Genomic DNA, 21527 nt, shown 5'->3' on the forward strand with positions numbered 1-21527 from the left:
CTCATGAAAAAGAATTTGTTATCAATCATTATCCTTGCACTTCTAGTAGTTAATCTCGGTATGACAGGCTTTATGATGCTAAGTGTCATGACCACCAATTCGCAGACTGCCAAGCTCATATCTGACATAGCTGCTGCCCTTGAGCTTGAGGCAAACGGCGGTAACAGCGGCGGATTTTCCGGATCTGCTTCCGGAGTTGTTGCTGTAACGGATATGGCAACCTGGGGATTTACCGGAGATGAGAAACTTACAATTGCCTTAAAGCCCGGCGAAGACGGCAAGGCACATTATATGGTAGTTGAGGTTGTATTCTCAATGAACAAGGCCAGTGCTGATTATGCAACCCTTGGTACAGAAGAGAATCTTGCAAATGTAAAGGAAGTTGTTAAGTCAGAGATAACCAATACACTTGCAAGTTACACAATGGAAGAACTTCAGGGCGGAATGGATGCAGTTGCAAGAGAGAGCATTCTTGAGAACGTACAGGCTATGTTTAATTCAAATTTCATCTATGATATAAGCTTCTCAAGCGTTCTTTATTCTTGATCCAAACGTATTTATGAAAAGAGATTTTGTTAAGGAGACTAAACATTGAGTGAAGTACTGTCACAAAGCGAAATAGATAGCCTGTTGTCAGCACTCAGTACCGGTGAGCTTGATGTGGACCAGATGCAGGCCTCGGACGAAAAGAAAGTCAAAGATTATGACTTCAAACGTCCGGCCAAGTTCTCGAAGGAACATCTTCGTACTCTGGAGATGATCTACGAGCACTATGGGCGTCTGTTATCCACTACCTTGCCCCTGTATCTTCGCAAGAACGTTACAGTATCGGTTGCCAACTCAGAGACGGTTACATATTCGGAGTTTTCGAACGCTCTTAGTAACCCGGTTATTCTGGGAGTGATCAGCTTCTTGCCATTACAGGGAACCATTATTCTGGAGCTTCAGGCCAATATAGGCTTTTCCTTCATAGACAGAATGCTTGGGGGTGAAGGAAACGGCCTTGATAAACCGAGGCCATTTACTGACATTGAGATGCCACTTATAGAGAAGCTGGTAACCATCTGCATGCAGCTCATGGTTGAACCCTGGCAGAACGTTGTGGCTATTAATCCGGTAATGGAGAGAATTGAGACCAATCCTCAGTTTGCACAGGTAATATCACCAACAGATATGATCGCCATTGTAACACTGAATATCAAGATCGGTGATACAGAGGGTCTGATGAATGTCTGTCTTCCATATTTCACATTAGAGAGCGTCATGGACAAGCTAAATACCAAGTTCTGGTTCTCTACTATGCAAAAGAATGCGGAAGAGGATTATCAGGATCATCTTGAGACAATGGTCAGACATGTGGATGTACCTGTAAAAGCGGTTCTTGGAAAGTGCAATGTATCGGTAAACGATTTTGTACACTTACAGGCCGGGGACATTATAAGGCTTGATAACAGAGTTAATACAGATATGCAGGTATATGTGGGTAACATCTATAAATTCACGGCGTTGCCCGGAACTGCAAAAGACAAATATGCCGTACGTATTACGTCGGTTGTAAGAGAGGAGGAAGAGTAGGAGCATGGATGGAATGTTATCTCAGGACGAAATTAATGCTTTGCTGGCCGGTATGGATACATCCGGCGGGGGCGATGCTGCACCTGCAGATGCTCCTGTTGATTCGGGGATGGAGGCAGCGGCAGATATAGCTGCAGCGCCTTCAGGAGGTGGAATTGATGAATCACTTCTGAATGATGCTGAGAAGGATGCCATTGGTGAGGTGGCCAATATCAGCATGGGATCTTCAGCTACAACGCTGTATTCCCTTGTAAACCAGAAGGTTAATATCACAACGCCTCAGGTTGAACTTGCCAATTGGGAAAATGTTATCAGTAATTATGAGAGGCCTTGTGTATTCATTCAGATCAGATACACAGTAGGTCTTGATGGCACCAATATCCTTATTCTGAAAGAACATGACGTTATGGTAATCACCGACCTCATGATGGGTGGTGATGGTACCAATACAGAGGGAGAGATCGGTGAACTGCAGCTTTCAGCTATTTCAGAGGCTATGAACCAGATGATGGGTGCTGCTGCCACATCTCTTTCTACAATGATCAATCAGAAGGTTGATATCAGCCCGCCACAGGCAACGCTTTTGGAGATGATCAATGACGATCCTTCAGATATCGCTGAATTCCTGACAGGAACTTTCGTTAAGATTTCCTTCAAGATGCAGGTCGGAGATCTGGTTGATTCAACTCTTATGCAGTTGTATCCTATCGACTTTGCAAAAGCTCTTAAGGATACCGTTATTACCGGAGATGCAACGCCGTCAGAGCCGGAGCCTGCACCTGCTCCAGCACCTGCGCCTGCACCCGAGCCGATGCCACAGGCTGCACCTCAGCCTATGCCTGCAATGGATCCTTCCATGATGGCTGCTGGACCGATGCCTCAGATGGCAATGCCACAGATGGCTATGCCTCAGATGCAGATGCCGCCTCAGATGATGAACATGAATATTCAGCCCGCTCAGTTCCAGACCTTTGCAGGCGGAACCACTATTATGGCAGGCGGAGAGAATATCGGCATCATCAAGGATGTGCCTTTGGAGGTTACAGTTGAGCTCGGAAGAACAGCTAAGCCTATCGCCGATATCCTTGACTTTGCTCCGGGAACCATCATAGAGCTTGATAAGGTTGCCGGTGAACCCGTTGACGTTCTTGTAAACGGAAAGTTCGTAGCCAAGGGCGAAGTTGTAGTAATCGAAGAAAGCTTTGGTGTCCGTGTAACTGAGATTGTTCAATAAGATAGGAGCATAGACTATGGACTCATATTTACAGCTTATATCTATGCTTATAATCTTCGTGGCTGTTTTGGTTGTCACATACTTTTTTACCAAGTGGATGGCAAGCTATCAGAAGGATAAGACATCTACAGGTAATATAGAAGTCATTGAGACTGCCAGAATATCTGCGACGAAGTATATTCAGATAGTACGCATCGGAGGGAAATACGTAGCTATCGGTGTAGGGAAAGACGAGATCACAAATTTGGGAGAAATATCCAAGGAGGACCTGATCATCAAGGAAGATAATCCTGAAGATAATTTGAGTTTCAAGGAGATACTTGAAAAGATTAAGGGTGAGAAAAAGAAGTAAATGGGTAAGAACAGGGGAGCTGGGATTTTTGACAAACAAATATTATCTCTTTTACGGAGAGGGCTGATATCAGCCCTTGCCTGTCTTGCCATGTTTTCCTTTTTGGCATTTTCGATTCCACTGACTTCTCACGCTACAGAAAACATAATAAGTGATACTACGCCCACTGATCCTACGGTAGATACCGACACAAACCTTACCGGTACGCAGGATGAGAGAACCAATATCACTGATCCGGGTTCTGCAGAGACTCCGGATGATCTGAAGAAATTAAATATCGCCAATACCGTTACTGTAACCTATGACAACGGAAACGGAATGCTCAACGGATCACTTAGGATCCTCATTACACTTACGCTGATTTCACTGGCGCCAACTCTGGTTGTAATGATGACATCCTTCACCAGGATCATTGTTGCACTGCATTTCACCAGGACTGCCATAGGTACCCAGACTTCGCCGCCGAACATTGTACTGATCGGTATAGCTTTATTTATGACACTGTTTATTATGCAGCCCACTTTAACTGAGGCTTATAACACTGCTGTTATTCCTTTTGAAAACGGAGAAATGGAGCAGCAGGAGTTCTTTACTGAGGTAATGAAGCCCTTCAGGCAGTTCATGTATGGTCAGACTCAGATAAAGGATGTAAGACTCTTTATGCAGATAGATGGCATAGAGTGGGATGGAGAGCTGGAGAGCATTCCCAATGTAGTACTTGTTCCCAGCTTCATTGTAAGTGAGCTTAGAACAGCCTTTATCATCGGCTTTCTGATATATATACCGTTTATCGTAATCGACATGGTCGTGGCATCGGTACTTATGAGTATGGGTATGATGATGCTGCCACCGACCACAATATCGCTGCCCTTTAAGATACTGCTATTCGTATTGGCAGATGGATGGAGTCTTATTATCGGTAACCTTGTTAAATCGTTCTACTAAAAAAGAAGAAGGGAGATTGGCATGATCACACTGGCAGATATAAACCAAATAGTTTCAGAAGCCCTGATGCTGATAATAAGAATGTCACTTCCCGTACTTCTGACTTCAATGATAATCGGTCTTGTAGTATCCATTTTTCAGACCGTTACATCCATCCAGGAACAGACACTTACCTTCGTTCCCAAGGTTATCGGAGTATTTGTTATGATAATGCTTATGGGAAACTGGATGCTGACTGAACTATCAGGCTATATTACAAATCTATGGTCAGACTTTTCGAAATATGTACGCTAGGAGCAATAGATGATTAACCATACCTTTAGTTATGGCGATCTTGAAGTTTATCTTTTGATCGTCGTAAGGATAATGAGCTTCATCTTTGTTTGTCCGTTTTTTGGAGGAAGGCAGACCCCAAATATCGTTAAAGTTGGCTACGGGCTTTTGCTTTCGATACTTTTGTATGGGGCTGTACCTTTTTATCCTCCGGATTACAATACCGTGGCAGGCTATACAGTGATCGTGTTAAAAGAGGCTATGGTGGGGCTCCTTATTGGATTTGCCGTTACCATGTGTCAACAGATCACAGCCTTTGCCGGAAGTGTAGTTGATATGCAGATAGGTCTTTCCATGGTTTCCATGATGGACCCGGCGACCAACCAGCAGGTCACGATCACAGGATCTCTTTATTCTCAGTACCTCACACTGGCACTGATAATAACGGGAATGTACCAGTATATTTTAAAGGCGCTGGTGGACTCTTTTACCCTGATTCCTATTAACGGGGCAGTGATCCACTCAGACAGAATGCTCAATACAATGCTGGCATTTATGAAGAACTATATTGTGATCGGCTTTCGAATTTGCCTTCCAATCTTCATCATCACTTTCATAACCAATGTGGTCCTGGGAGTTTTGGCGAAGGTTTCACCGCAGATGAACATGTTCTCTGTGGGTATACAGATAAAGATAGTTGTTGGCCTAGTGATCATGTTTATTACTGTAACAATGCTTTCTGATGCTTCGAATTTTATCTTTATCAACATGAAGGAGATGATCCAGCAGTTTGTTTACAGCATGCAGAGCGGCTGATGATTCAGCTTTACTAATTAAATATAATCTGCAGTTTTTTGCTGAGGATGCAAACGGTGCTGAAAAAACCGAGCAGCCCACTGCTAAAAAGCTCGACGACGCAAGAAAAGAAGGGCAGGTGGCCAAGAGTCAGGAAATAGCCACTGCGTTTACTTTACTTGCGCTATTTGTCATTATCAGGGTAATTTATCCATTTATGGGGACTAACTTTCAGACGTTGTTTGAGAGGGTTTATAACAATATCCCCAATGTGGCAAGAACCTACGACGGAATGCTTCCTATTGCCTACATCAGAAGCATTCTGACCAATGCGATACTGACGATGTTTCTTATAAGCGCACCGTTTTTTATAGTCGCATTTATAATTGCTTTTTTGTCCGACCTTGTTCAGGTTGGATTTAAACCTACATCCAAGCCGCTCCAGCCAAAGCTTTCAAAGCTCAATCCAATCAGCGGTATGAAAAAGATCTTTTCCGCAAGAAAGCTCTTTGACCTTGGAAAGTCACTGCTTAAGCTTGTGGTAATGGCGGCGGTTATATATTCGTTTTTTACAGGCAGGACGGAATCTCTTTTCCTCTTATATGATATGCCCCTTGGGCAGGCAATAGGCCTTATGGGAAATCTGATCATTGACCTTGGGTTTAGAATAGCAGCGGCGTACATGGTCATAGCCTTTATTGATCTCATCTATCAGAGGAGAAAGTTCAATAAGGATATGATGATGACCAAGAAAGAGGTCAAGGATGAGTACAAGAACTCTGAAGGAGATCCTCAGGTTAAGGGCGCTCAGAAGCGTCGAATGATGGAAGCATCAAGGAGAAGAATGATGCAACAGCTCCCTCAGGCGGACGTTGTCATCACGAACCCTACTCACTATGCTGTTGCTATCAAATACGATGCAGAGGAGTCGGATGCACCTGTTGTTGTAGCTAAGGGTGCTGATTATCTGGCTCAGAAGATAAAAGAGATTGCCAGGGATAACAAAGTTGAAATTGTAGAGAACAAGCCTCTTGCGCGAATGCTTTATGCAAACGTTGAGGTTGGTGAAATGGTTCCGCCTGAGCTCTATAAGGCTGTAGCTGAAGTTCTGGCTTACGTTTATCACTTACAGGGCAAGGTGTGATCTGGAAACGACTAATCTGACGGAAGGAGGATAATGATGGATCTTACCAAGATTAAAAATCGTGTAATGGACTATGGTCTGGCACTTTATATCGTTGCCGCTATTGTTATGCTCATTATTCCGCTTCCGGACTGGCTTTTGGACATTCTTTTGGCCTTCGATATGTCGCTTTCCTTTGTAATCATGTTCACGGCCATGTTCGCAAAAGATGTTTTGGAGATGTCATTCTTCCCGACAATCCTTTTGTTCACCACAATCTTCAGAATTGCCCTTAACGTATCATCCACGAGACTTATTCTTACACAGGGCAGTGCCGGTGAAGTTATTGAAGTATTTGGATCTTTCGTTGGTGGCGGCGATCTTATTGTAGGTGCCATCATCTATATCATTTTGATCATTGTTCAGCTCATGGTAATCAACAAAGGTTCTGAGCGTGTAGCTGAAGTATCAGCTCGTTTCACATTGGACGCTATGCCCGGTAAACAGATGGCTATCGACGCCGACCTTAACACCGGTGCAATAACCGATGCAGAAGCCAAGCAAAGACGTGACAAGATCCAGGAAGAGGCCAGCTTCTTCGGAGCTATGGACGGTGCTACCAAGTACGTAAAAGGAGATGCGACAGCCGGTCTTATCATCACAGCAACCAACCTTATCGGTGGTATTGCCATGGGCGTTATCAGAATGGGCATGGATGTAGGCACAGCTGTTAATACCTACTCAATCCTTACCATGGGTGACGGCCTTGTATCATCAATCCCTTCACTGATGATTTCTATGTCAACCGGTATCCTGGTAACCAAGGGATCCAAGGAAGCGGATTTCGGACACCTTCTTATCGGCCAGCTCTTTGGAACCTCCAAGATACTATACCTTGTTGGTGGCGTTGTAGCAGGACTCGGTATTTTATCACCGCTTCCTACAGTGCTATACGTAACCTTCGGTGCTGCATTCATTCTTCTTGGAAGAGTGGCTAGCCAGACCATGGAGGAAGTTGCCGTAGAGGGTGAAGTTGCTACTGAAGAGGAGCAGAAGGCTGAGGAGATCAGACAGCCCGAGAATGTCACGAGCCTGTTGCAGGTTGATCCTATCGAGCTTGAATTTGGATACGGTATTATTCCACTTGCGGATGTTAACCAGGGCGGAGACCTTCTTGACCGAGTTGTAATGATCAGAAGACAGATCGCTTTAGAGCTTGGTACTGTAGTGCCCATTATCCGTTTGAGGGATAATATTCAGTTGAATCCCAATCAATATATAATTAAAATTAAAGGTATACAGGTAAGCGACGGAGAGATTCTTTTCGACCATTATATGGCTATGAATCCCGGTCATGTCGAGGAGGAGATCACAGGTATTCCAACTGTTGAGCCTTCCTTCCATCTTCCTGCTACCTGGATCACGGAAGGTCAGAGAGAAAGAGCTGAGAGCTTTGGCTACACGGTTGTTGATCCGCCTTCTATCATTGCTACACACCTTACAGAGATCATAAGAGAACACATCGCAGAGCTTATGACAAGGCAGGATGTACAGAACCTTGTTGATAACTTAAGGGAGAACAATCCTGCTCTTGTTGACGAGCTTGTGCCTAAGCTCATGAGCCTTGGTGAAATTGAGAAGGTTCTTCAGAACCTCTTAAGCGAAGGCATCTCCATACGTGATCTTGTAACCATATTTGAAACATTGGCTGATTTTGCTCCTTCAACGCACGATCCAGACATTCTCACTGAATATGTAAGACAGAGCCTTAAGAGAGCAATATCCAGTAAATATTTTGCAGCGGGAGAGACAACAAGTGTCCTCACTCTTGATCCTAAGATCGAACAGGAGATAATGAGCAGCGTCAAGCAGACTGAGACAGGCGCGTTCCTTACTCTTGATCCCGCCCGTACGAAGTCTATTCTTACTGCAGTTGGGGAGAATATAAAAAGACTTGAGGATGCCGGTAAGATGGCGATAATCATGGCATCACCGATAGTCAGAATGTACTTTAAGAAGATGACTCAGGACTATTATAAGGATCTAATTGTAATTTCTTACAACGAGGTTGAACCGACAATCGAACTACAATCTGTGGGGATGGTAACGGCATAAGATGATTATTAAAAAGTATGTTGGAAAAACTGAAAGCGAGGCGACGGAAGAAGCTAAGAGAGAACTGGGACCGAACATCGTTGTCATGACGGTTAAGCCGGTTAAGAAAACAGGTTTCTTTTCACTTTTTCAGCCTCAGAAAATCGAGGTGACTGTGGGACTTGAGGAGGAGACGGAGAGACCACAGAGAACTTTTTCACCTCAAAAGGAGCAAAGACCGGTTGCCAGAAAAGTGGCTGCAGCAGAAGACCCTGCACAGAGGGATACAATTCTTGCCTCTTCAAATATGACAGCTGCCAAGACTCCCGATATAAGGGATGAGAACAGCGCTATTGAAGAGAAGCTGGATAATTTGAGTAACCTTCTTGAAAAGAACTTCCTCAAATCCGAAAGGACAGAAGCAGAGTCAAAGGCTGCGGACAAGGAGAAGGACGAGGCTCCGGTAAAGAGCACTAAGAACGAAGACATTTCGGATGAGACAATGTCTTTTATCAAGCTCCTGTATAACACGCTTATTGAGAATGAAGTTGATGAGATATATGTAAATCAGCTCACTGACGAAGTTGAGAAGCTTTCTAAGCCGGGCATGCCTTTTGACTATGCACTCTCTAATGTTTATCAGAAGATGGTGCTTAAGTTTGGTAAGTCAGAACCGATAAAGATGGATCATGACGGACCTATGGCTGAGATATTTATAGGACCGACCGGAGTAGGCAAGACCACAACAATTGCCAAGCTCGCTTCAGATCTTTGCGTAACGCAGCACAAGAAGGTGGCTCTTCTTACGGTTGATACCTATAGGATTGCAGCTGCTGAACAGCTAAGAACATATGCATCAATCCTCGAGATTCCATTCAGGGTAATCTACTCAGTTGAGGAGATGAAGCAGGCAGCTGAAGACTTCAGAGACTATGACTATCTGATGGTTGATACAGCCGGTCATTCGCTTCATAATGATGAGCTCAAGCAGAGTGTTGAGAGCTTTATCAGAGTTCTGGAAGAAGAGATGGATTGTGAGAACTATCTCGTTCTTTCAGCAACCACTAAGTACCGCGATCTCATTGAGATTGCCGATGTTTACTCAGAGATGGTTGCATATAAGCTGATCTTTACCAAGATGGATGAAACCGGGGCAAAGGGGAATCTCTACAATATCAGAATGCATACCGGATCACCTATTGCTTATATCACTAACGGTCAGAACGTACCGGATGACATCGCTGTTTTTGATGCTCAGAGAATCGTTAAAAATCTATTGGGTGGAAAGAGTTAATTTGTTGGGTGTTAGTATATGGATCAGGCGCAACAGTTAAGAAATATAATAAAGAATCAGAGTAAGCCTCAAAGGCCCCTGGCCAGGATCATTACCGTCACCAGCGGAAAAGGAGGAGTCGGCAAGAGTAACGTTGCCATCAACCTCGCCGTTCAGTTTCGGAAGATGGGAAAAAGAGTAATAATCCTTGATGCCGACTTTGGGCTTGCCAATATTGAGATCATGTTTGGTACAATTCCAAAACATAATCTCAGCGACCTTATTTATCAGGGGAAAAACATAAAAGATATCATTACCTGGGGACCTGAGGGGGTAGGCTTTATCTCCGGAGGTTCAGGTATTTCCGGAATGTACAACTTAAGCCGTGATTATCTTGTGTACATCATTGTTAATCTGGCACAGCTTGATGCTATTGCGGATATCATCATAATCGACACCGGAGCCGGAATTTCCAGCGCAGTTATGGAGTTTTTGGTTGCAAGCGGAGAGATCATTCTGGTTACGACACCGGAGCCGACATCTATTACCGATTCCTATTCTTTGTTAAAGGCGCTCAATCAGTCGCCGAGATTTTCAAGAGAGAATACCAAGGTGAAGGTTGTATCCAACAGGGTGTCATCAGATGATGAGGGTCAGCAGCTCTTTAACAAGCTAAATGCAGTTGTTGCAAGATATTTGAAGCTTCCGCTGACATATCTCGGGGCTATTCCTCAGGATCAGATGCTTGCAAGGAGCGTAATGCAGCAGTCACCTGTTTCTTTGCAGTACCCAAATGCCAAATCCGTTAAGGCTTTTGAAAATATCGCAGGAATGCTTATGAATCCGGGTGAGACCATGGAAGTTAAGCAGAGGGGTATGGCTGCATTCTTTTCCCATATCATCACAGGCAGAAAGCTTTCAAGCACACAGATCCCTGCATCTGCTTCGGCAAATGCACCTGTTTCACCAAATTAACAATTACCGTGTTATAATATTATTATCAAAATAATGGAGATAAATGAATGCTCACTGACTACATTTCACCGGGCAACAGGGTGGAGCTAAAGGCCACAGGCAAGATATGGATGGACGATGATTCTCGTACCAAACACATCTACATGAGTAAGATAATGGACGTAACATCAGACGACAGAATTGAAGTGCTGATGCCCTTTGAGAGGGGGAAGATAGTTCTTTTACCGGTAGATGGAGAATACAGCCTGTGCTTTTATTCAACCAAGGGCCTGTTTCAATGCTTTGCCAAGATCGTTGACAGATACAGAAGCGACAACATGTACATTCTTGTACTGGATCTGACCAGCGAGCTTTCTAAACTTCAGAGAAGAGAATACTACAGATTCAGCTGTGCTCTGGAGCTTAAGTCAAGGCTCTGTTCCAAGGAGGAACAGGAGGCTTTTGAGATGAACAGAAAATACCTCGTTGATCCGGGAGATAACCTTCAAAAGAGCGTTGTTGTAGACATTAGCGGAGGCGGACTTAGATTTGTATCGAATTTCCGATATGAGGAGGGAAGCACAATATACTGTGCATATTCACTTCCGGGAAATCTGAACAAAGAGTATGAAATGATCTGCAATGTCCTTAAGGTCCAGGAGCTTGAAGCCAGACCGGGACTGTTTGAACACCGTATCCAGTACATTTACATTGACGAGACTTCCAGAGAAGATATCATACATTTTATCTTTGAGGAAGAACGAAAAATCAGAAAGAAGCAGACTTAATTATGAAAAAAATTCTACTTATTGATGACTCTGCACTCATGAGAACCGTACTCAGTGATATTATTAATGCAGATTCAAGATTCCAGGTGGTTGACAAGGCTAAGGACGGTTTAGAAGGCCTTGAACTTCTGAAAAAGAATACTTATGACGCTGTAGTTCTTGACATCAATATGCCTCGTATGGACGGTATTACGATGCTGAAGGAACTTCAGAAGAATAAGATCAAAGCCAGGATAATGATGGCCAGCACCGATACCAAAGAAGGTGCAAAGGTTACCATGGACTGTCTTGATCTGGGTGCTCTGGATTTCGTACATAAGCCTGACAGGGCTTCTGAGTGTAGAGGAGAAGAATTCGGTAAGCATTTCATCAACACTCTTGCAGCCGTGGCAAACAGTAGACTTCCGGTAGCAACAAAGGCATTCTCCTTTGAAGAAGCTAAGGAATCCAGAAAGGTTGTAGAGCTTGTAACAAAATCTGCCAGCAAGATTACCGGCAACAGAATTGTTGCAATAGCAAGTTCAACCGGAGGACCAAGAGCACTTCAGGCTGTAATACCCAAACTGCCCAAGAATCTCAAAACACCTGTTGTACTGGTTCAGCATATGCCGGAAGGCTTTACAGCTTCTCTTGCAGAGAGACTTGATTCACTCTCAGAGATTAAGGTAAAAGAAGCTGCCGAAGGCGATCAGCTCCAGAGCGGAACAGTTTATATCTCCCGCGGCGGAAAGCATATGCATGTGGTAAAGAGTGGTGGTAAGAGCACTATCCATTATGTGGATGGACCTACCAGAGAGGGTGTAAGGCCCTGCGCAAACTTTATGTACGAGTCCCTGATGGATTCAGATTACGACGAGATCTGCTGTGTTGTAATGACCGGAATGGGAGCTGATGGTACAGAAGGAATCAAGAATCTAAAGACAAAGAAAAAAGTACATGTGATCGGACAGGATGAAAGCACCTGTACCGTTTACGGAATGCCCAAAGCTGTAGCAACGGCTGGGCTTGTGGATCAGGTTGTTAAACTTGATAACATTGCCCAGGAAATAATAATGCATGTCGGTGTGAATTGAGGGGTTTCATTACTTTTTAATAATTCTTTAATCTAAAATTCTTAAATTCCTCCATTCAGAAAGCCGATATAATGTTCAAAAGTATGCGATAATATGTATACACGTTGAACTAAATCTTTCTCATGGAGGTAAATAGGTTATGGATGTTTCCCAGTATCTAAGTGTCTTTCTCGATGAAGCAAAGGAGCACCTTCAGTCTCTTAATGACAACATCATGGTTCTCGAGCAGGATCCTGAGAATGAAGATTGTATCAATGAGATCTTCAGATCGGCGCATTCTATGAAAGGTATGGCCGGAACTATGGGCTATACCAGAATGCAGAATCTTACTCACGACATGGAGGATGTCTTCTCAGACGTTCGTGGCGGCAAGATCAAGATCAAATCTGCTGATATTGATGTTTTGTTGCAGTGCCTTGATGCAATTCAGGAGTACGTAGACAATATCACAGAAAATCAGGACGAGGGTACTGAGGAGCACCAGAATATAATTAAAGCTCTGGCAGATATACGTAATGGCACAAGCGGTGGCGGAGCAGATGCAGCGCCTGCAGCAGATGCTGCACCTGCAGCTGAAGCAGCACCGTCTGGTGGTGATGCGCCTGCGGCCGGAGCTGACGGTTCTTCGGATTACAGAGCAATTAAGCTCGATCCGTCTGTTAAATCTACATTGGAAGAAGCTGTATCACAGGGTAAGAAGATTTACGGTGTTACAGTTCATATTCAGGAATCCTGTATTTTGAAGGCAGCCAGAGGCTTCCTTGTTTTCAAGGGCCTTGAAGAAATCGGTGAGATTGCCGTTTCCGATCCTTCAACACAGGATATCGAAGATGAGAAGTTTGATTTCAGCTTCAGTTTAATAGTTATCACAGATGAATCAAAGGAAAAGGTTGAGGAAATAGTAAAGGCTGTTTCTGAGGTTGAAGGCTGTGAGTGCGGAGAATTTGATCTAAACGGTGCAAAGAGCTCCGAAGATAAAGAAGAAGCTCCCGCTCCTGCAGCAGCTCCTGCAGCTGAGGCTCCAAAGCCCACAGCAGAGCCTGCTAAACAGACTCCTGCAGCTGCACCTGCAGCCGGCGGAGCAGGCGGAAAGAAGCCTGTCGGAAAGCCTGTTGTAAACAGAACAGTCCGTGTTGATATTGAAAAACTTGATGTACTCATGAATCTGGTAAGTGAGCTTATCATCGCTAAGAACTCACTTATTTCAGCAGCAAATACATCAGGTGTTACAAACGGAAATGTTAACGAGCAGATCGAGTACCTTGAGAGTGTAACCACCAACCTCCATGAGTCTGTCATGAAAGTTCGAATGGTTCCTATCGAGAGCGTACTTCAGAAATTCCCTCGTATGATCCGTGATCTTAATAAGACTCTTAACAAGAAGATGGAACTGACCATGACCGGTGAAGATACAGAAATGGATCGTACCGTGGTTGATGAGATCGGTGACCCTCTTATGCACCTTATCAGAAACAGTGCAGACCATGGTATCGAGTCGGCAGAGCTTCGTGCACAGCGCGGAAAACCTGAAGTTGGTCAGATCTTCCTTCACGCCTTCCAGGATGGTAACAGCGTTGTTATCGAGGTAGGTGATGACGGCAACGGTATCGATGCTGAGGCTGTTAAGAATAAAGCTATCGAGAAGGGTGTAGTTACCGCTGATCAGGCAGCTCTTTTAACAGAAAAACAGTGCGTAGAGCTCCTGTTCCATCCCGGATTCTCAACTGCTAAGCAGGTATCTGAAATTTCAGGTAGAGGTGTAGGACTTGACGTTGTTAAGTCAAAGGTTGAATCCCTTTCCGGTGAAGTAACCGTTAGAACAAAGCTCGGCGAAGGATCAACATGGGTAATCAGACTTCCTCTTACACTTGCTATTATTCAGGCTCTGATGGTTATCATCGGCGATGAGAAGTATGCTATTCCTCTTGATTCCATTCAGAGTATTGAGGATGTATCTCCTTCAGATTTAAAGCTCGTTGAGAATAAGGAAGTTATCAATCTTCGTGGAAGCGTAACTCCTATCATAAGACTTAATGAGGTTCTTGATACAGAGTCCACCAAGTCTCCTGACGAAGACATGGTAGTTGTTATTACAAGAAAGGGAGACCAGTCCTACGGACTTGTAATCGATGAACTCATGGGCCAGCAGGAAATCGTTATTAAGCCTCTTGGCAAGTATACATCTAAGTGTAAACTCATAAGCGGTGCTACTATCCTTGGTGATGGTGAGATAGCACTTATCCTTGATACTAACTCTGTAATTTAAGAGTTTGGCCGCGTGTTACTTCTATGTGAAAAGAAAGGAAGAATATCGATATGAATGAACTTAGAGATAAAGCCGAAGCTGGCGAGCTTATTCAGTACATTATTATAAAAATTGACGACGAGCAATATGGAATTAACATCAAATACATTGACAATATCGTTAGGATGCAGCAGATAACCAGAGTTCCCAAGGTTGATGATTATCTTAAGGGTGTTATCAATATTCGAGGCGAGATTGTTCCCGTTATGAGTGTAAGAAAGAAAATGGGACTTGCCGAGGATGAGATTACAGGAAAGACAAGGATCATTATCCTTAAGACCGGAGAAGGCGATCTTGTTGGTATCATAGTTGACCAGGTTAATCAGGTTCTCACACTTGATTCAAACAATGTAGAGAAGGTTCGCTATGATGACAAGAAGGGAAAGACAGAGGCATCATTTGTAAACGGAGTTGGACACTACGATGGTGGTCTTGTATCCATTCTTGATCTTGATGCAGTTGTTTCTGAGAAGGATGCAAAAGAGAAAGCACAAAACGCCGGCTGATCGGAGGATAAAATATGGGTGAGATGAGTCTTGACAATCTTTCCAGTCAATACTTTGACATTTTGAAGGAACTGGGAAATATTGGTGCCGGAAATGCAACCACAGCACTTGCGCAGATGATCGGCACAAAGGTAGATATGGCTGTACCACAGGTAAGACTCCTTGATTTTAAGGATGTCGGTGATATGATGGGCGGCGCAGAGCAGATCATGGCAGGTATTTATCTTGCTGTAGAGGGTGACATCGATGGAAGTATCATGTTCCTTCTCAACAAAGTGGCAGCAAGGCACCTGGTTGATAAGCTGATGGGGACAGGACCAAAGTCTGAGGATGAAGAGTTTGACGAGGTTGAGATGTCAGCTCTTAAGGAAGTAGGAAATATCATTACAGGTTCCTATTTGAATTCACTTTCTATGATGACTAACTTAAAGATGGTTCCGTCGATTCCTTACGTTGCCATTGATATGGCTGCAGCGATTCTTAGTGTACCTGCTATCCAGTTTGGTATGATGGGAGACAAAATCCTGCTGATTGAAACACAGTTCTTTGATGAAATGAAGCTTAGTGGATATTTTATTCTCCTTCCCGATATGGATGGATACAGTAAGATTCTTTCTTCACTTGGTATGGGAGATGTGCAGCTTTAAACGAAAGGGCGACATATGAGTCAAATAATTAAGGTTGGTATGGCCGATCTGAATATTTGTGTCAGCCCTGACGGAATAACAACTTTGGGACTTGGATCCTGCGTAGGAATTGCAGTAAGGGATCCGGTCACCAAGATTGGTGGCTTGGCACACATAATGTTACCGGACTCAACTGAGATCAAGAACAATTCGAATATACCGAAATTTGCTGACACGGGAATTGAGGAGCTGATAAAACAGATTGTGGCAAAGGGAGCCAGCAGGCAAAGGCTTGTGGCCAAGATTGCCGGAGGCGCCCAGATGTTTGCATTCCAGAGCAGTAACCAGACAATGCGCGTTGGTGATCGAAACGTACAGGCTACACTCAAAAAGCTCAAGGATATGAATATTCCCGTACTTGCTCAGGACACCGGTGATTCCTATGGTAGAACGGTCATTTTTTATCCGGAAAATGGAAACTTTGTAATTAGGGCAGTTGGAAAGCCTGAGAAAATTATATGAATACCGATATTGATCAAATTAAAAAAGTCAATACAAAGGTTGTCACACCGCTGATAGTGCTTAGCTGTACTGCGATCATTGCGATCTTTACGTACTTTAAGCACTATCCGGCAGGAGATTTTTTCATTATCGTATTTGCTTCGGTAGTGATCTTTCTTGTCATTGGCCTCATCATTGAGAAGATGCTCAACAGATTTCTTGAGATCAACTATGAGAAGGCCCTGGCAGAGAGACTCGAAGCAGAACGCCTTGAGGAAGAGGCAAGAGCCGCAATGGAGGCGGAAGGTGGCGAAGAAATCGAAACCGGAGAAGGTCAGGAATTGCCACCACAATTTTAAAAATTGGGGATAAAGTTGCATGGATGAGGCAGGCAGAAATAAATTATGGACAGAATATCACAAGACAAAATCAGCTGATATACGTGAGCAGCTGATTTTGGAGTATGCACCTTTAGTAAAACTGGTCGCCGGAAGACTTAGCATGTACCTTGGCTTTAACGTGGAATATGACGATCTTGTTGGTTATGGCATCTTTGGCCTTATCGATGCCATCGACAAATTTGATCTCATGAAGGACGTTAAGTTTGAAACTTATGCAAGCCTTCGTATCAGGGGAGCAATCCTTGACCAGATCAGAAAGATGGATTGGATTCCACGTACAATAAGACAGAGGCAAAAGAAAATCGAGGCCGCCATTCGAGAAATTGAAAGGGATGGAGGTCATGTTGCCACGGATGCAGAGATTGCTGCCAAGATGGAGATCAGTGAGGATGAGTACCAGAACTGGCAGAATCAGATGAAGGTAACAGGTGTTGTATCCCTCAATGAATTTATGGAACAGGGATCGGATATACCTGAAGATTCCAACAACAGAAGCTCTTCATTTGTAAAACCAGAAGAAGCTATGGAAAAAGAAGAGCTAAAGAAAATGCTGGCTGAGTCACTGGAAAAGCTCACTGATAAAGAAAAGAAAGTCATTCTTCTTTACTACTACGAAGAACTTACACTTAAAGAAATTGCAGAAGTGCTGGAAGTTTCAGAATCGAGAGTGTCACAGCTTCATACAAGAGCACTCCAGAAGATGAGAGAAAAGCTTGGAGATTATCTTGGAATTGTAACAGGTTCCAGATAATGTGAGGTAGAATATGAATGGGTATTTTCAACTGGTTATAACGCCAAAAGGAACCGGGATCAGGGTCTATGCACCGACCGATGGGGGGCAGCCCTTAAACGTCAATGACGTAAGGGACTATCTGGATGATAGAAAAATTCAATATGATGTAGTTGTTATTAACGATGCTGTGACAAAGGCGGATGAGAATGTTGTTATCTTTACAGATGCCCAGCTTCTTCCTGAGCGAGAAGGCTGTAAATTCGACATTTCAAAGGATCGTATGACTGTCACGGCATTTTTTTACCCTCCCAGCGAAGGAGCGGAGCTCATGACAGAGAAAGAAGTCATGAATTCCCTTGCTTACAGGAAGGTGACTTATGGCATACAGACTGATAACATTCACGATTTCTTTGAGCACAGAAAATACTGTACTGAGATTGTTGTGGCACAGGGTAAGCCGGTAAAAGAAGGCCATGATGCCAAAATAGAACTTCATTTTAATGCAAATCTGAGGGCAAAGCCCACACTAAAGGAAGACGGCAGTGTGGACTATTTCCATTTGAATCTCATAAACAATGTTCAGGCAGGACAGCTCCTTGCTACGTTGCACCCGGAAGAGCTCGGTGAACCAGGCATAAATGTGCATGGTGAGAATATTAAACCTCACGCTGTAAAGAGCGCTTTTATTAAATATGGAAAAAACACTGTTCTTTCCGAAGATAAACTGACACTGACTGCCGAAAAGTCCGGCCATGTTACTTTAAAAGACGGAAAGATCACAGTATCCGACGTCCTTGTTCTTGAAAATGTAGATGTTGCCACAGGTAATATAGATTTTGAAGGCAGCGTTGAAGTAAAGGGCGTTGTTGCGAGCAACTTCAGCGTAAAAGCAGGTGGAAATATTGTTGTAAGAGGTATTGTTGAAGGAGCTAACCTGGATGCAGGCGCCGATGTTATCCTTGAATGCGGAGTAAAAGCAGGTGGAAATATAAAGGCCGGCGGAAATGTAGTTACAAAATTTATAGAAAATGCTAATATATCAGCAAGAGGTGGAATAACCAGCGAGTGCATTCTCCATTCAACAGTATCTTCCGGAACAGAGATAAACGTAACCGGAAGAAGAGGCTTTATTGCCGGAGGTAAAGTATCCGCATCCGACAGGATAAAAGCCAAGATCCTTGGATCTGAGATGGGAGCCAATACAGTTATTGAGGTAGGCGCCGATCCACAGGTTAAGATAAGACTGAAAGATCTGCAAAAGAGCATCGCAGCGGCCAATAAGAACCTGGAAGGCATCAGACCTACTATTGAGGGCTTTACCAAGATGTTAAAGGCCGGAGCGAAGTTCACGCCGGATCAGGTTGCTAATGCCAAGAAGCTTATTGAACTCAATAAGACTCTTAGCGCTCAGGTCGAACAGGATTCAACTGAATATGCAGAACTTATGGAAAGACTTGCAGAGGCCAAGGAAGCTGATGTAATTGTTGAGGGGACAGCTTATCCGGGCACAACAGTAAGTATAGGCGAGCTATCCATGATAGTTAAAAAACCTGTTCAATACAGCAGGTTTGTAATAAAAGAAGGGGATGTGAGACTAGCACCGATCTAAGAGGAGAGAGGAGGTGTATGACCCATGTCAATCAATCACATCGATTTTGGGGTGATGGCGACATCGACAGATGTCACATCAATAAGGGCTGCCGAGGAGGCAAGGCCCGTAGCGGACCAGCAGAATTTTCAGGCTCAGTTCAGAGAAGAGGTTCAGAACAAGGAACACTCCGTCAATGCCAAAAATGACATTGACCAGGGCAGAATGAACGCTGATGCGCAGGACAAAGGTTCAAACGAATACATGGGAGACGGTGGAAAAAACAGGAGAGGGAAAAACGGGGATAACCCACCTGAAAGACAGCTCACCGTTGAACAGATGGAGAAGATGGCAGGCAATATTCTTGACAGAAACGGAAAGCCTGTTGATTTTCGTATCTCATCCGGTTTTGATTTGAAGATTTGAGCTATCTATATTATAATAAATAGACGTATTTTTACGTACGTTTAATTTTTGTGGGGTAATTGGGCGGAGAAATGATAAGTATTACAGAAATTGTTCTCATCGTCGCGGGATTTGCCGCGATCATATTGGGATACCTTCTTCCTGCAGGAAAAGAGCTTGACGAAGAAGACAAGATGCTCATGGAACGTGAAATTCGTGAGCTTGTTAGACGTGAGGTTGAGGATCAGAAGGAAACCATCGAAGATATGGTGGATGACACCGTCGAGAATTCTCTGGACAGAACAGAAAGAGCCATGGAACGCATCTCTAATGAGAAGCTTTCGGCAATTGGCGAGTATTCTGATACTGTTATCAATGATATCCACAAAAATCATGACGAAGTAATGTTCATGTATGACATGCTCAATGACAAACACAAGAATCTTACCAATGTTGTCACTGAGGTAACAAAAAAGGCCGATGAAGCCAAGCAAGTTGTAAGAGATGCAGAAGCTACTGCCAGAGAAGCCCAGGAGGCAACAAGTTCTCTGAAGGCGCAGACTCCTGATAATGTAAGAGCGATTCTTTTAGATGAAACTGAGGATACATTAAGCGGAATAAAGATTCCTGTTAAGCCAAAGCAAATAACACCTGAGAAGGCAGAGCCTGTTAAACCTGCCATCAGTCAGATAGAGCCTGAACCGGAACCTTTACCGGTTGAGAGCGGATATGTAGATGAAAAGAATTTACAGGAACTTGATATCTTGGAAGAGATTCCTGCGGAAGTTCTTACTTCAGAGCAGATTTCAAATCTCCATGTGATAGGCGGAAAAGAAAAGGAAGAGACTTCATCCAAGGTTGTTCAGATAACCGAAGCTGTCAGAGTTGAAGGAAGATCCAAGAACCCTGATAAGAATATGAAAGAACTTACAGCCAATGATCCTGTTTCTCAGAATAAGCAGATCATTGAAATGCACAAGGCAGGCAAGTCAAATATGGTCATTGCAAGAGAACTTGGCCTTGGTATAGGGGAAGTTAAGCTTGTAATCGATCTTTCAAACAAGCATAGAAAAGTCAGATAAGAGGATGAGCAGTACATGAAACTTAAGTATTATCTTCGCGGTATGGGAATCGGAATAATTCTCACTGCGATAGTTATGGGCTTTGCCCTTGGGGGAAGAAAGGCGACCATGAGCGATGCTGAGGTCATAAAAAGAGCTAAGGCTCTTGGAATGATCGAAAGCTCGGCAGAGGTTCTGACCCAGACACAAAGTGAAGACAGTGAGGTAGGAAGCGATGATGCATCTTCATCCAATCAGGCGTTGGATCAAATCGGAGAAAAAATACCTGAAGAAGTCAACACGGAAGTCGCTCTATCAGATCCACCTGTTTCAGAAGTGGCTGAAGAGACGAAAGAAACAGAAAATAAGATCGCAGAAAGTAGCAGCAGCTCTGATGCATCTGCCGATAATAAACAGGAAGAAGAAACAAGCACAGCTGCAACAAGCGGATCAGAAGAAGTAAGTTCAGCTGCAGAAACCTCAGTTAGTGAGGCGGCGTCAACAGAGTCAACATCTGCAGAAACCACAAAGCCTTCAGAAGATACAGCAGCAAGCAATTCAGGAACCAAACAGATCACAATCCCCGGAGGAATGGGAAGTGATGGCGTGGCTGCTCTTCTTGCAAGAGAAGGAATCGTTGATGATGCAGTAGCTTTTAATAAATATCTTGTAGAAAACAGGATTGATAGAATTATTAGATCAGGAACCAAGTCTTTTCCTGAAAATGCAACTTATGAACAGATAGCCAAGATAATAACCACAGGTTAAAAAAGAAGTGGAATTTCCGCTTCTTTTTTTGTTGATTTATTGCTTCTCTTATGATAATATTAGAGAGCTGTGGACTCATATAGGCTATTTATGCCCATTTGAAGGTACATAGCAGTAACAATTAAACACGCATATCCTTCTTCCAGGCCGGTGT

Annotated in this window: 23 protein-coding genes; all 23 read left to right on the forward strand. The window is 43.7% G+C overall.

Annotated features, from left to right (window positions below):
* The first annotated feature begins 3 nt into the window (after window positions 1-3).
* Window positions 4-546 (forward strand): flagellar basal body-associated FliL family protein, encoded by a 543-nt coding sequence (locus tag G633_RS0101720; RefSeq protein WP_022767242.1) that lies wholly within the window; start codon window positions 4-6, stop codon window positions 544-546.
* Window positions 547-591: 45 nt separating this feature from the next.
* Window positions 592-1575: a flagellar motor switch protein FliM gene (fliM, locus tag G633_RS0101725; protein ID WP_022767241.1), complete on the forward strand. Its 984-nt coding sequence runs from the start codon at window positions 592-594 to the stop codon at window positions 1573-1575.
* 4 nt (window positions 1576-1579) lie between these two features.
* The gene (gene fliY, locus G633_RS0101730) at window positions 1580-2809 is read left to right on the forward strand and encodes a flagellar motor switch phosphatase FliY (RefSeq protein ID WP_026518891.1); all 1230 of its coding nucleotides are present in this window, start codon (window positions 1580-1582) and stop codon (window positions 2807-2809) included.
* Between the two features lie 16 nt (window positions 2810-2825).
* Window positions 2826-3161 carry a flagellar biosynthetic protein FliO gene (locus G633_RS0101735; RefSeq protein WP_026518892.1) on the forward strand — a complete coding sequence of 112 codons (336 nt, stop codon included), beginning with the start codon at window positions 2826-2828 and terminating at the stop codon, window positions 3159-3161.
* Complete coding sequence (gene fliP / locus G633_RS17055) at window positions 3162-4106, forward strand: flagellar type III secretion system pore protein FliP (protein WP_242826395.1); 945 nt, start codon at window positions 3162-3164, stop codon at window positions 4104-4106.
* A gap of 21 nt (window positions 4107-4127) precedes the next feature.
* On the forward strand, window positions 4128-4400 hold the full coding sequence (fliQ, locus tag G633_RS0101745; protein ID WP_022767237.1) for a flagellar biosynthesis protein FliQ: 273 nt from the start codon (window positions 4128-4130) through the stop codon (window positions 4398-4400).
* 9 nt (window positions 4401-4409) lie between these two features.
* On the forward strand, window positions 4410-5195 hold the full coding sequence (gene fliR, locus G633_RS0101750) for a flagellar biosynthetic protein FliR (protein ID WP_022767236.1): 786 nt from the start codon (window positions 4410-4412) through the stop codon (window positions 5193-5195).
* Window positions 5170-6318 carry a flagellar biosynthesis protein FlhB gene (gene flhB / locus G633_RS0101755; RefSeq protein ID WP_022767235.1) on the forward strand — a complete coding sequence of 383 codons (1149 nt, stop codon included), beginning with the start codon at window positions 5170-5172 and terminating at the stop codon, window positions 6316-6318. The genes fliR and flhB overlap by 26 nt, the downstream gene beginning before the upstream one ends.
* 36 nt (window positions 6319-6354) lie before the next feature.
* The gene (gene flhA / locus G633_RS0101760) at window positions 6355-8412 is read left to right on the forward strand and encodes a flagellar biosynthesis protein FlhA (RefSeq protein ID WP_022767234.1); all 2058 of its coding nucleotides are present in this window, start codon (window positions 6355-6357) and stop codon (window positions 8410-8412) included.
* 1 nt (window position 8413) lies between these two features.
* The gene (flhF, locus tag G633_RS0101765; RefSeq protein ID WP_026518893.1) at window positions 8414-9685 is read left to right on the forward strand and encodes a flagellar biosynthesis protein FlhF; all 1272 of its coding nucleotides are present in this window, start codon (window positions 8414-8416) and stop codon (window positions 9683-9685) included.
* An 18-nt stretch (window positions 9686-9703) separates the two neighbouring features.
* The gene (locus tag G633_RS0101770) at window positions 9704-10639 is read left to right on the forward strand and encodes a MinD/ParA family protein (protein ID WP_022767232.1); all 936 of its coding nucleotides are present in this window, start codon (window positions 9704-9706) and stop codon (window positions 10637-10639) included.
* Window positions 10640-10686: 47 nt separating this feature from the next.
* Window positions 10687-11406, forward strand: a complete 720-nt coding sequence (locus G633_RS0101775; RefSeq protein WP_026518894.1) for a flagellar brake protein — start codon at window positions 10687-10689, stop codon at window positions 11404-11406.
* A 2-nt stretch (window positions 11407-11408) separates the two neighbouring features.
* Window positions 11409-12479 carry a protein-glutamate methylesterase/protein-glutamine glutaminase gene (locus G633_RS0101780; RefSeq protein ID WP_022767230.1) on the forward strand — a complete coding sequence of 357 codons (1071 nt, stop codon included), beginning with the start codon at window positions 11409-11411 and terminating at the stop codon, window positions 12477-12479.
* A gap of 139 nt (window positions 12480-12618) precedes the next feature.
* Window positions 12619-14745 (forward strand): chemotaxis protein CheA, encoded by a 2127-nt coding sequence (locus tag G633_RS0101785; RefSeq protein ID WP_026518895.1) that lies wholly within the window; start codon window positions 12619-12621, stop codon window positions 14743-14745.
* Between the two features lie 50 nt (window positions 14746-14795).
* Window positions 14796-15290, forward strand: a complete 495-nt coding sequence (locus tag G633_RS0101790) for a chemotaxis protein CheW (protein ID WP_022767228.1) — start codon at window positions 14796-14798, stop codon at window positions 15288-15290.
* Window positions 15291-15304: 14 nt separating this feature from the next.
* Window positions 15305-15937, forward strand: a complete 633-nt coding sequence (locus G633_RS0101795; protein ID WP_022767227.1) for a chemotaxis protein CheC — start codon at window positions 15305-15307, stop codon at window positions 15935-15937.
* Window positions 15938-15952: 15 nt separating this feature from the next.
* Window positions 15953-16438: a chemotaxis protein CheD gene (locus G633_RS0101800; protein WP_022767226.1), complete on the forward strand. Its 486-nt coding sequence runs from the start codon at window positions 15953-15955 to the stop codon at window positions 16436-16438.
* Complete coding sequence (locus G633_RS0101805) at window positions 16435-16776, forward strand: hypothetical protein (protein ID WP_026518896.1); 342 nt, start codon at window positions 16435-16437, stop codon at window positions 16774-16776. Before G633_RS0101800 ends, G633_RS0101805 begins: the two co-directional genes overlap by 4 nt.
* A gap of 19 nt (window positions 16777-16795) precedes the next feature.
* Entirely contained in the window at window positions 16796-17569 is a 774-nt protein-coding gene (locus G633_RS0101810; RefSeq protein WP_022767224.1) for a FliA/WhiG family RNA polymerase sigma factor, read from the forward strand.
* A 13-nt stretch (window positions 17570-17582) separates the two neighbouring features.
* The gene (locus tag G633_RS17060; RefSeq protein WP_022767223.1) at window positions 17583-19160 is read left to right on the forward strand and encodes a DUF342 domain-containing protein; all 1578 of its coding nucleotides are present in this window, start codon (window positions 17583-17585) and stop codon (window positions 19158-19160) included.
* A gap of 24 nt (window positions 19161-19184) precedes the next feature.
* Complete coding sequence (locus tag G633_RS0101820; RefSeq protein WP_022767222.1) at window positions 19185-19565, forward strand: hypothetical protein; 381 nt, start codon at window positions 19185-19187, stop codon at window positions 19563-19565.
* Window positions 19566-19636: 71 nt separating this feature from the next.
* A complete protein-coding gene (locus tag G633_RS0101825; protein WP_026518897.1) occupies window positions 19637-20626 on the forward strand; it encodes a DUF6115 domain-containing protein in 990 nt (329 codons plus the stop codon).
* A 15-nt stretch (window positions 20627-20641) separates the two neighbouring features.
* Window positions 20642-21373 (forward strand): hypothetical protein, encoded by a 732-nt coding sequence (locus G633_RS19005; RefSeq protein WP_026518898.1) that lies wholly within the window; start codon window positions 20642-20644, stop codon window positions 21371-21373.
* The last annotated feature ends 154 nt before the right edge of the window (window positions 21374-21527 follow it).

This window comes from Butyrivibrio sp. FCS006, assembly GCF_000424525.1.
Classification (GTDB): Bacteria; Bacillota; Clostridia; order Lachnospirales; family Lachnospiraceae; genus Butyrivibrio.